Below are 12,617 nucleotides of genomic sequence, written 5' to 3'. Positions count from 1 at the left end.
TGCAAAAGTAGCGAACACCTAAACGGCCCGCGCGCCCGGGGGTGCCGTACGGGCTCCGACCCCCTCCGCGGCGGTCCGCAGCAGCGCGTGCGCGCGGGGCGAGGCGGCGATCCGCTCCAGGGTGAGCGGCTGCCCGTCGGGGCCCGCGACCGGCAGCCGCCAGTTGGGGTACTCGTCCCAGGTGCCCGGCAGGTTCTGCGGCCGACGGTCCCCCACCAGGTCCGGCAGCCAGACCCCCACCATCCGGGCCGGGGTGCGGGCCAGGAAGCGGTGCAGGGCCCGGACCTCGGCCTCCTCGCCGCCCGGCCCCTCGGGAAGCAGCCCGAGCCGCTGGAGGACGCCGCGCCACTCGGCCGTCTCCGCCGCGTCGGCGGCCCGCTCGCGCACCAGGTCGCCGGCGAGCAGGCCCAGCCGGTGCCGCAGCACCACGTGGTCGCCGGAGAGCCGGGCGGCGGTGGGGGGCAGGTCGTGGGTGGTGAGGGTGGCCACGCAGTCGGCCCGCCACGCCTCGGGCGGCAGCGGGGCGCCGCCGCCCGCCCAGTCCCGCTCGAACCAGAGCACGGAGGTGCCGAACACCCCGCGCGCGGCGAGCGCTTCGCGGACGCCCGGCTCGACGGTGCCCAGGTCCTCGCCGACGACGAGGGCGCCGGCCCGGTGCGCCTCCAGGACGAGGACGGCCAGCATCGCCTCGGCGTCGTACCGGACGTAGGTGCCCTCGGTGGGCTCCCGGCCCTCCGGCACCCACCAGAGCCGGAACAGGCCCATCACGTGGTCGATGCGCAGCGCGCCCGCGTGACGCAGGAGTTCGCGCAGCAGGCCGCGGTACGGCGCGTACCCGGCGGCGGCGAGGGCGTCGGGGCGCCACGGCGGCAGGCCCCAGTCCTGGCCCCGGGAGTTGAAGGCGTCGGGCGGGGCGCCGACCGACATCCCGGCGGCGAAGTCGCCCTGCCGGGCCCAGACGTCGGAGCCCTCCGGGTGCACGCCGACGGCCAGGTCGTGGACGAGCCCGACCGCCATCCCGGCCTCCCGCGCCGCCTCGGCCGCCTCGCCGAGCTGCCGGTCCGTCAGCCAGGCGAGACGGCAGTGGAAGTCCACCCGGGCGGCCAGCGCCGCGTCGGCGCGGACGGCCGCCGCGGCGCCGTCCGGGGTGCGCAGCGGCTCGGGCCAGGAGCGCCAGTGCGGGCCGTGGAGTTCGGCCAGCGCCTGGTAGGTGGCGTGGTCCTCCAGGGCGCGGCCGCGCTCGGCGAGGAAGTCGTGGTGCTCGGCCCGCCGGCCGGGTCCCGCCCCGACCGTGGCGAGGAGCTCCAGGGCGCGGAGCTTGAGCGCCCAGACGGCGTCCCGGTCGACCGCGGTGCCCTTGGCCAGGACGCTCTCGCGGAGCTCGGCGGCGGAGGCGAGGATCCCGTCCATCTCCTCGCGCCGCCCGGGGTCCAGGTGGGCGTACTCGGGGATCCGCTCGATCCGCAGGTGGACGGGGTCGGGGAAGCGCCGGGAGGAGGGGCGGTACGGCGAGGGATCGCAGGGCGCCCCGGGCACGCCCGCGTGCAGCGGGTTGACCTGGACGAAGCCGGCGCCGTGCGCGCGGCCCGCCCAGGAGACGAGCTCGCGCAGGTCGCCGAGGTCGCCCATGCCCCAGGAGCGCTCGGAGAGCAGCGAGTAGAGCTGGACGAGCAGGCCGTACGCGCGGGTGGCCGGGGCCGGCACGCGCGCGGGGGCGACGATCAGGGTGGCCCGGGCGGTGCGCCCGTCGGGCGCCTCGGCGTCCACGGTGTGCACGCCGAGCGGCAGCCGCTCCCAGTCGTCGCCGGTGCGGACCTCGCCGGTCTCGGTGGTGACGCGGAGCAGGGTCCCGCCGGGCAGTCCGTCCGGCGGGCGCACCGGGTCGCCGCCGGTGTGCCGGACCAGGGTGGGCGGGAGCAGGCGCTCCCGGTCGGCCCGCTCCGCCGCGCCGAGGGAGGCGGCGACCGCCTCCGGGGTGGTCGCGTCGACCCCGAGGGCGCCGAGCACCGCGACCACGGTGGCCTCGGGCACGGGCACGGTGACGCCCTCGGACGGGCTGAACGCGGTGGCGACGCCGTGACGGGCGGCGAGGCGGGCCAGGGTCACTTCACACTCCGGGGGACTCCGTGCCGCACCGGCCTCCTGGGGCGGCGGGCTCGCTGGTGAGGGGGGCGGCGCCGGTGAGGGGCGGCTCGCTGGTGAGGGGCGCGGCGCCGGCGAGCGGGGGCTCGCTGGTCAGCGGCGCGAGGTCGGCGCACGGGGGCTCGCTGGTGAGCGGCGCGGGGTCGGCCGGTGCCGGTCCGGCGGCCGGCGGGGCGCCGCCGGGCGCGGCCTGGCGTGGGATCCGTATCCGTCCGGAGAGGTGGCGGGCGGTCGTGGTCACGGGGGTCTCCCGGGTCTCGTCTCGACGTGGTGGCCGGCCGGGCGGCGGGTGGCCGCCCGGCCGTGGGTGCGACGAGTGATAGCCCTACCCACCACACCTCCCTTTGCCCCTTTTACCGGGGGAACGCGGCGAAAGGGCGACAGCTCGCCGGTGCTTCGCCGGGCAAAGCCGACACTTCGCCCCGGTGGATTGACACCTGCGTGCGACGGGTGGTGGGGTCGTAACCCGCTCGTGACCAACCGGCCGGGCGGGGCCCGCCCCTGACGACCCGGCGGGTCCCGGCCCCGGCGAAGGGAGACCCCGTGACCCCCGTGCGTCCGGGCCGCGGCCCGCGTACGGCGACCGCGGTCGCCGCCGCCGTCATCGGCGGCCTCCTCGGCGGGGCCGTGCCCGGCTCGGCGGGCGCCGTCCCGCCGCCCGTGACCGCGCCCGGCCCGGCCGCCTCCCCCCCGAAGCCCGCGAAGGCCCCCACCGGGCCCGCCGCGAGCCCGGCCGTGCCCGCGCCCCGGACCGGCTCCCCGCGCGTGGCGGCGGCGGTGCCCGCCGTGTGGCCCCGGCCGCAGTCGCTGACGGCCGCCGGGCCGGCCGTGCGCCTCGGCGAGCGGGTCACCCTGGTCGCGGACGAGGACGCCGATCCGTACGCCCTCGCGGCGCTGCGGGAACTGCTCGCCGGCGCCGGGGTGCGGAGCGTGCGCGAGGGGCTGCCGGGCGCCGGTCCGGTGATCCGGGTCTCGGGTCCCTCGGGGGAGGCGGCGCAGGAGGCGCTGGCGTCCTTCGGGGTGGCCGAGCGGGCCGATCTGCCGGACGGCGGCTACCGGCTGGCCACCGGCCGCTTCGGCGGGCGGGACACGGTGGTGCTGGACGGGGCCGGCGGGGACGGGCTCTTCCACGCCGTGCAGACGCTCCGGCAGCTCCTGGGCGAGGGGCCGGACGGCCTCGGCGGCGAGGTGCCGGGCGTCGTCGTCCGGGACTGGCCGGGCACCGCCGAGCGGGGGATCGCGGAGGGCTTCTACGGCACGCCGTGGACGACCGGGCAGCGCCTGGCGATGGTCGACTTCCTGGGCCGCACCAAGCAGAACCGCTATCTGTACGCGCCGGGTGACGACCCGTATCGGGCGGCGCAGTGGCGCGAGCCCTACCCGGAGGCGCAGCGGGCCGGGTTCCGCGCGCTGGCCGAGCGGGCCCGGGCCCGGCACGTGACGCTGGGCTGGGCGGTGGCGCCCGCGCAGTCGATGTGCCTGTCCTCGGACGCGGACGTGGCGGCGCTGACGCGGAAGCTGGACGCGATGGCGGAGCTCGGCTTCCGCTCCTTCCAGCTCCAGTTCCCCGATGCCGGGTACGGCGAGTGGGCCTGCGACGAGGACGCCGACGCCTTCGGGCGGGACGCGGCGGGCGCGGCCCGGGCGCACGCGCGCGTGGCGAACACGGTCGCCCGGCACCTGGCCGGGCGCCGGGCGGACGCCGAGCCGCTGACGGTGCTGCCGACGGAGTACTACCAGGAGGGCACCAGCGAGTACCGCTCGGCGCTCGCGGAGGCCCTGGACCCGCGCGTGCGGGTGGCGTGGACGGGCGTCGGGGTGGTGCCGCGCACCATCACCGGCACCGAACTGGCCGGGGTGCGGGCGGCCCTGGGGCAGCGCCCGCTGGTCACCATGGACAACTACCCGGTGAACGACTACGCGCAGGACCGGCTCTTCCTGGGGCCCACCCGGGGCCGGGAGCCGGCGGTGGCGGCCGGTTCCGCCGCCTATCTGGCGCACGCGATGGAGCAGCCGGCCGCCTCCCGGATCCCGCTCTTCACCACCGCCGACTTCGCCTGGAACCCGCGCGGCTACCGGCCCGGGGAGTCCTGGCGGGCGGCCGTCGCCGACCTCGCGGGCCCCGGGCCGGCCGCGCGGGCGGCGCTCGGCGCCCTGGCCGGGAACGCGGCCTCGTCGCTCCTCGCCCCGGACGCCGAGTCGGCCGGCCTCAAGCCCCTGATGAGCGCCTTCTGGTCGGCCCGGGCCGGAGGCCCGGCGGCGGCGCGGGAGAAGGCGGGCGCCGAGCTGCGGGCCGCCTTCACCGTGATGCGGGAGGCGCCGGAGCGGCTGGCCGGCACGGCGGACGGCGCCCTGCGCGCCGAGTCGGGGCCCTGGCTGGAGCAGCTGGGGCGGTACGGGGCGGCGGGCGAGGCGGCCGTCGACATGCTCCTCGCGCAGGCGCGCGGGGACGGGCCCGCGGCCTGGCAGGCGCAGCTGCGCCTGGAGCCGCTGCGGCCGCGGCTCGCGGCGAGCGGGGCGACGGTCGGCGACGGGGTCCTCGACCCCTTCCTGGACCGGGCGGTGAAGGAGGCGGCGGCCTGGACGGGCGCCGACCGGGAGCCGGAGCGACCGGTGGACCGGGCCACCGGCTCGTACACGGTGAAGCTGGACCGCTCGCGTCCGGTGGAGTCGGTGACGGTGCTGACCGGGAAGACCCCGGCCGGGTCCGCCGGCGGCTGGGAGCCCGGCGCCGAGCAGGCCGCACGCGCGCGCGTGGAGGCGTATGTGACGGGCGAGGGCTGGCGGCCGCTGGGCCCGCTGGACTCCTCGGGCTGGACGCAGACCGAGCTGAAGGGGCTGCGCGCCGAGGCGCTGCGGATCGTCTGGGACGGCGGGGGCCCGGCGCCCGACGTGCGGTCGCTGGTGCCGTGGTTCGCGGACGGCCCGAAGGCCGGCCTGGAGCTGTCCCGGGCCTCGGCGGACCTGGAGGCCGGCGGCCCGGCGGGCCGGGTGGAGCTGGAGCTGACGGGGCGGCGGGCGGCCGAGGTGCGGGGCCCGCTGACGGCGCGGGCGCCGAAGGGGATCTCCGTACGGCTGCCGGAGGAGGCCGCGGTGGAGCGCGGCGGCACGACGACGGTGCCGATGGAGGTGTCGGCGGCGGCGGACACGCCGACCGGGGAGTACCGGGTGCCGGTGGCGTTCGCGGGCGAGGAGCGGGTGCTGACGGTGCGGGTCTTCCCGCGCGCCGGCGGCCCGGACCTGGCCCGGACGGCGACGGCCTCCTCCTCCGGCGACGAGACGGCGGACTTCCCGGCCGCGCTGGCGGTGGACGGCGATCCGGCGACCCGCTGGTCCTCGCCGGCGGAGGACGGGGCCTGGTTCCAGCTGGAGCTGGCCGAACCGGCCCGGATAGGGCAGGTGGTGCTGCACTGGCAGGACGCGCACGCCTCCCGCTACCGGGTGCAGGTCTCGGCCGACGGCCGGAACTGGCGGACCGCGGCGACCGTGACGGACGGGCGGGGCGGCCGGGAGTCGGTGCGGATGGACGCGGCGGACACCCGCTTCCTGCGGGTGCAGGGCGAGAAGCGGGCGACCCCGTACGGCTACTCGCTCTGGTCGGTGGAGACGTACGCGGTGACGCCGCGGCCGGAGGGCACCACGGACACGAGGGCGCCGGAGAAGGACGGACCGGAGAAGGGCGGGCCGGAGACGAAGGCGCCGGAGAAGGACGGGCCGGAGACGAAGGCGCCGGACAACGACGGACCGGAGACGGACGCGCCGGAGGAGGGCGCCGCCCCCTGAGCGGCGGCGCCCTCGCCTGCGTACCCCGTCCGGGCCGGGCCGGGCCGGGAACGCGGAAGGCCCGGATCTCAGCCGGTCGTCAACGCCCCCGCGGGGGTGTCGGCGACGGAGTCGATCCGGGCCATCGCGTCCTCGGCGCCGTACGGCGTGAGGTAGGGCAGCCACCGTGGGTCCCGGTGTCCGGTCCCGATGATCCGCCAGGCCAGGCCGGTCGGCGGCGCGGGCTGGTGGCGCAGCCGCCAGCCGATCTCCCGCAGGTGCTTGTCGGCCTTGAGGTGGTTGCAGCGGCGGCAGGCCGCCACCACGTTCTCCCAGGCGTGCGTCCCTCCCCTGCTGCGCGGGATGACGTGGTCGACGCTGGTCGCCACTCCCCCGCAGTACATGCAGCGCCCGCCGTCGCGTGCGAAGAGGGCCCTGCGGGTCAGGGGAACGGGCCCCCGGTAGGGGACCCGCACGAAGCGCTTCAGCCGTACCACGCTGGGCGCGGGGACGATCTGATGCTCGCTGTGCAGGAAGGCGCCGGACTCCTCGATGCAGAGGGCCTTGTTCTCCAGAACGAGGACGAGTGCGCGGCGGAGCGGTACGACGCCCAGGGGCTCGTACGACGCGTTGAGGACCAGGACATGCGGCACGGATGCCTCCTATGGCGCCGGCGGCGCGTGGCTCGCGCCGGGACGAACTGCTCTCAGTCTCTCCTCATGCCTGGTCGGAGCGCCACCACGTTCCCACGATCGCGGGGGGCGCGGCGGACGTGTTCTCGACCACACCGGCATGTCTTCCGGGTATGTGCCCGGGTGAGGTCGGTCTCTCCCTCGAACAGGGCAACGGGTGCACGCCCGGTGCCCCGTTAGGGTGGATGGCCTGCGTACGCGATGCCTGGAGGTTGTCCCGTGTCCTGGTCCGTCCTGGCGGCCGCCACCGAACCCGAGCCCATCCCGGTGTCTCTGGACGAGGCGGCGGAGAAGGCCACCAACGCGGCGAGCTGGGTGGAGGAGAACTGGTCCACCTGGCTCAACACCGGTCTGCGCATCCTGCTGATCGTGGTCGTCGCCCTGATGCTGCGGTGGGCCGTCCGGCGCGCCCTGACGAAGCTGATCGAGCGGATGAACCGCTCCGCCCAGGCGGTGGAGGGGACGGCGCTCGGCGGACTGCTCGTCAACGCGGAGCGCCGGAGGCAGCGCTCCGAGGCGATCGGTTCGGTGCTGCGGTCGGTGGCGTCGTTCCTGATCCTGGGCACCGCCGGGCTGATGGTGCTGGGCGCCTTCGACATCGATCTGGCGCCGCTGCTCGCCTCGGCCGGTGTGGCCGGCGTGGCGATCGGCTTCGGCGCGCGGAACCTGGTGACGGACTTCCTCTCCGGCGTCTTCATGATCCTGGAGGACCAGTACGGCGTCGGTGACTCGGTCGACGCGGGCGTGGCCTCCGGCGAGGTCGTCGAGGTGGGGCTGCGCGTGACGAAGCTGCGCGGGATCGACGGCGAGATCTGGTACGTGCGCAACGGCGAGATCAAGCGGATAGGGAACCTCAGCCAGGGCTGGGCGACGGCGGCGGTGGACGTGACGGTCCGGCCGACGGAGGACCTGGACAAGGTGCGGGCCGTGATCGCGGCGGCGGGCGAGTCGATGGCCGAGGCCGAGCCGTGGAACGAGCGGCTGTGGGGCCCGGTGGAGGTGCTCGGTCTGACCGAGGTGCTCCTCGACTCGATGACGGTCCGGGTCTCGGCGAAGACGATGCCGGGCAAGAAGCTGGGCGTGGAGCGCGAGCTGCGCTGGCGGATCAAGCGGGGCCTGGACGAGGCCGGCATCCGGATCGTCGGCGGGCTGCCCGCGCAGGCGGAGGAGGCGGCGGCCGATCCGACGGCGGGCATGGCCGCCCCCTCGGTCTTCTCGAACGCGGCCTCGCCCCAGTCGGCGGCGGCCACCCCGCTGCCGAGGACGGACCTCTCCAAGCCCTGACCCCCGTCCCCCTCGGGCCTCGACGCCCCCGCCGGTAACGCTTCGGTTGCCGCCGGGGGCGTCTCGCGTTCACGGGTATTGACGGCCCGGTGGCGGTCGTCCTACCGTCCTCCCACCGGATAGGAAACTTTCCTAACAGTGTGGTGGGAGGAACGGTCGCCGCCAGGCGCCAGAATGAACCTCCCAGCGTCGAAGAGGGCAGGTGCGAAGGTCATGGCAGGCATCCAGGGAACCCCTGGCACCCCGCGCGTCCTGCGGGCCATGAACGACCGCGCCGCGCTCGACCTCCTCCTGGAGCACGGCACCCTCTCGCGGACCCGGATCGGGAAGCTCACCGGCCTGTCCAAGCCGACCGCCTCCCAGCTCCTCGCCCGCCTCGAAGCCGCCGGCCTGGTCCGCGCCACCGGCACCACCGAGGGCCGGCCCGGTCCCAGCGCCCAGCTGTACGCGCTGAACCCGGACGCCGGCCACGCCGCCGGACTCGACGTCAACCAGCACCGCATCCGCGCCGCCGTCGCCGACATCACCGGCACCGTCACCGGCGAGTACGAGCTCCGCACCGGAGGACGTACCGGCGAAGGCGTGGTCCGGCAGGTCACCGACGCCCTCGACGGGGCCGTCAAGGCCGCCGGGCTCACCCGGGCCGGCGTCCGGCGCCTGGTCATCGGCACCCCCGGCGCCTTCGACCCGGCCACCGGACGGCTCCGCTACGCCTCCCACCTGCCCGGCTGGCACTCCCCCACCCTCCTGGAGGAGCTGGCCGCGGTCCTGCCCATGCCCTTCGAGTACGAGAACGACGTCAACCTGGTGGCCGTCGCCGAGCGGGCCGTCGGCGCCGCCCGCGGCCACGAGGACTTCGTCCTGCTGTGGAACGAGGAGGGCCTCGGCGCCGCCCTCGTCCTCGGCGGCCGGCTGCACCGGGGCTTCACCGGCGGCGCCGGCGAGGTCGGCTTCCTGCCGGTCCCCGGCACCCCGCTGGTCCGCCAGGTCGCGAAGGCCAACTCCGGCGGATTCCAGGAGCTCGCCGGCGTCCAGTCGGTGCCCCGGCTCGCCCGCGAAGCCGGCATCGACACCCCCGACCACCCCTATGTGCCGGTGGCGTCCGGGCTGCTCGCCCGGGCCGCCGAGACCCCCGACGAGGGGCCGTACGCGGGGCTGCTCGACCGGTACGCCGAACGGCTCGCCACCGGTCTCGCCTCCCTCACCGCCGTCCTCGACCCCGAACTGATCGTGCTGTCCGGAGACGTCCTCGTCGCCGGCGGCGAACCGCTGCGGGCCCGCGTCCAGGCCGAGCTCGCCGACCTCGCGGCCTCCCGGCCGCGACTCGTCCTGACCGCCGTCCCCCGTGAACCCGTGCTGCGCGGGGCGCTGGAGAGCGCCCTCGCCACCACCCGCGACGAGGTCTTCGACACCTCGCGCTGACCCCCGCCCCACGCCTCTTCCCCCCTTTCACCCTCCGCCCGCCCAGGGAGACATCGCCATGCCCGTACGCCCGCGCAGAGCCGTCGCCGCGCTCGCCGCCACCGCCTCCGTCGCCCTCCTCGCCGGCGCCTGTACCGGCTCCGCCGGCAACAAGGCGGGCGACGACCCCAAGGCCGAGACCACGATCACCTTCTGGCACGGCTGGTCGGCCCCGGCCGAGGTCAAGGCGATCGAGGAGAACGTCGCCCGGTTCACCAAGGCCCACCCGAACATCAAGGTGAAGGTCGTCGGCAACATCAACGACGACAAGCTCGGCCAGGCGCTGCGCGCGGGCGGCTCCAACGGTCCGGACGTGGTCGCGTCCTTCACGACGGCCAACGTCGGCAAGTTCTGCCACACCGGCGCGCTCGCCGACCTCAAGCCCTTCGTCGAGAAGGACAAGCTGGACCTCGACAAGATCTTCCCGAAGGTCCTCCAGGACTACACCCAGTTCGAGGGCAAGCGCTGCACGCTGCCGCTGCTCTCCGACGCGTACGGCCTCTACTACAACAAGGACGCCTTCCGCGAGGCCGGCCTCGACCCCGAGGCCCCGCCGAAGACCTGGTCCGAGTTCACCGAGGCCGCCAAGAAGCTGACGAAGCCCAAGGGCGACTCCTTCGAGCGGCTCGGCTTCATGCCGAACTACCTGGGCTACGAGACGGTCGTCTCGCACTACATGTCGCAGTGGAGCCACGGCGGCTACTTCGACGAGGACGGCAAGTCGACGGCGGCCTCCGACCCGGCGTTCGGCGAGATGATGACCTACCAGAAGTCGCTGGTGGACGCGCTCGGCGGCTTCCAGAAGCTGGACAAGTACCGCACCACCTTCGGCGACGAGTGGGGCGCCAAGCACCCCTTCCAGACCGGCCAGGTCGCCATGCAGCTGGACGGCGAGTGGCGGCTGAACTTCATCAAGGACGCCAAGGTGCCCTTCGAGGTCGGCGTCGCGCCGCTGCCCGTCGCCGACGACGAGGCCGCCGAGTACGGCAAGGGCTACCTCTCCGGCACGATCATGGGCATCTCGCCGCGCAGCGAGAAGCAGAACGCCGCCTGGGAGCTGGTCAAGTACATGACCACGGACACCGAGGCCGTCGTGGGATTCGCCAACGCCATCGGCAACGTCCCCTCCACCCTGGACGCCCTGAAGTCCCCGGACCTGAAGTTCGACGCCCGCTTCAAGACCTTCCTCGACATCGCCCGGCACCCGAAGTCCACCACCTCGGACGGCGCTGTGAACGGCTCCGCCTACCAGGACACCCTCCAGAAGTTCGCCCAGCAGTACGAGAAGGGCCAGGTCACCGACCTGAAGAAGGGTCTCGCCGACACCGCCGCCCAGATCGACCGCGACATCGCCGCGGCGAAGTGACGGCCGGACCCCGCCCATGAGCACGGACACCCTGCCCGCGACGGAGGCGGCCTCCCCGGCCGCCTCCGGCCCCGGCTCCTCCGCCGCCCGCCGCAACACCCTGCGGTCGAGGCGCCGGAGCAACGCCCTGCGGACCCTGGCCTTCATGTCGCCCTGGCTGATCGGCTTCGGCCTCTTCTTCGCCTACCCGCTCGTCTCGACCGTCTACTTCTCGCTGATGAAGTACGACGGGCTCAACGCGCCGGAGTGGCGCGGCCTGGACAACTGGGAGTACGTCCTCACGTCCTTCCCGCAGTTCTGGCCGGCCCTCCGGAACACCCTCTGGCTCTGCGTCGTCATGGTGAGCTGCCGGGTCGTCTTCGGACTCGGCATCGGCATGCTCATCACGAAGATCAAGACCGGTGCCGGGATCTTCCGGACCCTCTTCTACCTGCCCTTCCTGGCTCCGCCGGTGGCGGCGACGCTCGCCTTCGTCTTCCTGCTCAACCCCGGCACCGGGCCGGTCAACACGCTCCTGGAGGGCATCGGCCTGCCCGCCCCCGCCTGGTTCACCGACCCGGCCTGGGCCAAGCCGGCCCTGACCCTGCTCGCCGTGTGGGGCATCGGCGACCTCATGGTCATCTTCATGGCAGCCCTGCTCGACGTGCCCAAGGAGCAGTACGAGGCCGCCGAGCTGGACGGGGCCAACTCCCGGCAGCGGTTCCGGCACATCACGCTGCCGAACATCTCGCCGATCATCCTCTTCGCGGTGGTCACCGGGATCATCGGCGCGATGCAGTACTACACCCAGCCGATCGTGGCCTCGAAGGTCGCCTCCGGCGTGATGGGCGGCTCCGGCGTCACCTTCGTCCCCGGCTATCCGGACGACTCCACGCTGACCCTGCCGCAGCTCGTCTACAGCCTCGGCTTCAGCCAGTTCAACTACGGCGCGGCCTGTGTGGTGGCGCTCGTGCTCTTCGCCTTCTCCATGGCCTTCACCGCGCTGCTCATGCGCCGGCGCGGCGGCCTGATCGGCTCGGGTGACTGAACCATGACCCTCACCGCCCCCGTGACCGGCGCCGCCGCGAGGCGGGCCCGCCGCACGGCCCTGCTGCACTGGATCGCCGTCCACTCGCTCGGGATCGCCGCGGCCCTCTTCTTCGTGCTGCCGTTCGTCTTCGTGGTCCTCACCTCGCTGATGAGCGACCAGCAGGCGCTGACCCGCGACCTCACCCCGGACTCCTGGCACTTCGGGAACTACCTCAAGGTCTTCGAGACCGAGGGCTTCCTCACCTGGTGGAAGAACTCGCTGCTGTACGCCGGGCTCGGCACCGTCCTCGTCGTGGTGTCGTCGCTGCCCGTGGCGTACGCGCTCGCCAAGTTCCGCTTCCGCGGCCGGCACCTGTCGCTGCTGCTGGTGATCTCGATGATGATGCTGCCGCCGCAGGTCGTGATCATCCCCATGTACCTGTTCTGGGCCCAGCAGATGGACCTGTCCGGATCGCTGTGGCCGCTGATCATCCCGATGGCCTTCGGCGACGCCTTCGCGATCTTCCTGCTGCGCCAGTTCCTCCTCACCATCCCCGACGAGTACGTCGAGGCGGCCCGGATCGACGGCTGCGGCGAACTGCGCATCCTGCTGCGGGTCGTGCTGCCGATGGCGAAGCCCGCCGTCGCCGCAGTCGCCCTCTTCCAGTTCTTCTACTGCTGGAACGACTACTTCGGGCCGCAGATCTACGCCTCGGAGAACCCGGCCGCCTGGACGCTCAGTTACGGCCTGGAGTCCTTCAAGGGCGCGCACCACACCGACTGGAACCTGACCATGGCCGCGACCGTACTGGTCATGGCCCCCGTGATCCTCGTGTTCTTCTTCGCCCAGAAGGCGTTCGTCGAGGGAGTCACACTGACCGGAGTGAAGGGCTGATACGAGA

General features: G+C 74.6%; 9 protein-coding genes. 6 read left to right on the top strand and 3 right to left on the bottom strand.

Annotated features, from left to right (window positions below; all coding sequences use genetic code 11):
- Positions 1-18 precede the first annotated feature (18 nt).
- Both malQ and ACF1ED_RS19435 read right to left on the bottom strand, forming a co-directional pair.
- Entirely contained in the window at positions 19-2,106 is a 2,088-nt protein-coding gene (malQ, locus tag ACF1ED_RS19440) for a 4-alpha-glucanotransferase (protein WP_391761991.1), read from the bottom strand.
- A 1-nt stretch (position 2,107) separates the two neighbouring features.
- Positions 2,108-2,350 carry a hypothetical protein gene (locus tag ACF1ED_RS19435; protein ID WP_391762400.1) on the bottom strand — a complete coding sequence of 81 codons (243 nt, stop codon included), beginning with the start codon at positions 2,348-2,350 and terminating at the stop codon, positions 2,108-2,110.
- 344 nt (positions 2,351-2,694) lie between these two features.
- Here ACF1ED_RS19435 and ACF1ED_RS19430 point away from each other — a divergent pair, with 344 nt between their 5' ends.
- On the top strand, positions 2,695-5,925 hold the full coding sequence (locus tag ACF1ED_RS19430; protein ID WP_391762398.1) for a beta-N-acetylglucosaminidase domain-containing protein: 3,231 nt from the start codon (positions 2,695-2,697) through the stop codon (positions 5,923-5,925).
- A 68-nt stretch (positions 5,926-5,993) separates the two neighbouring features.
- Here ACF1ED_RS19430 and ACF1ED_RS19425 read toward each other — a convergent pair whose 3' ends face one another.
- Positions 5,994-6,557, bottom strand: coding sequence for an HNH endonuclease (locus ACF1ED_RS19425; RefSeq protein ID WP_043230089.1), 564 nt, complete (start codon positions 6,555-6,557; stop codon positions 5,994-5,996).
- Between the two features lie 240 nt (positions 6,558-6,797).
- Between ACF1ED_RS19425 and ACF1ED_RS19420 the strand changes: the two genes are divergently transcribed.
- The 5 genes from ACF1ED_RS19420 to ACF1ED_RS19400 all read left to right on the top strand — a co-directional run bounded on the left by ACF1ED_RS19420 (position 6,798) and on the right by ACF1ED_RS19400 (position 12,610).
- The gene (locus ACF1ED_RS19420; RefSeq protein WP_391761988.1) at positions 6,798-7,880 is read left to right on the top strand and encodes a mechanosensitive ion channel family protein; all 1,083 of its coding nucleotides are present in this window, start codon (positions 6,798-6,800) and stop codon (positions 7,878-7,880) included.
- Positions 7,881-8,093: 213 nt separating this feature from the next.
- A complete protein-coding gene (locus ACF1ED_RS19415; RefSeq protein WP_391761986.1) occupies positions 8,094-9,302 on the top strand; it encodes an ROK family protein in 1,209 nt (402 codons plus the stop codon).
- A 58-nt stretch (positions 9,303-9,360) separates the two neighbouring features.
- Positions 9,361-10,707: an ABC transporter substrate-binding protein gene (locus ACF1ED_RS19410; RefSeq protein WP_391761984.1), complete on the top strand. Its 1,347-nt coding sequence runs from the start codon at positions 9,361-9,363 to the stop codon at positions 10,705-10,707.
- A gap of 145 nt (positions 10,708-10,852) precedes the next feature.
- Positions 10,853-11,734 (top strand): carbohydrate ABC transporter permease, encoded by an 882-nt coding sequence (locus ACF1ED_RS19405; protein WP_391762396.1) that lies wholly within the window; start codon positions 10,853-10,855, stop codon positions 11,732-11,734.
- Between the two features lie 3 nt (positions 11,735-11,737).
- The gene (locus tag ACF1ED_RS19400) at positions 11,738-12,610 is read left to right on the top strand and encodes a carbohydrate ABC transporter permease (protein WP_391761982.1); all 873 of its coding nucleotides are present in this window, start codon (positions 11,738-11,740) and stop codon (positions 12,608-12,610) included.
- The last annotated feature ends 7 nt before the right edge of the window (positions 12,611-12,617 follow it).

This window comes from Streptomyces sp. NPDC014656, assembly GCF_043084305.1.
GTDB lineage: Bacteria > Actinomycetota > Actinomycetes > Streptomycetales > Streptomycetaceae > Streptomyces.
The sequence above is the reverse complement of the archived record's forward strand: the minus strand, read 5'-3'. Positions and strand labels throughout refer to the sequence as shown.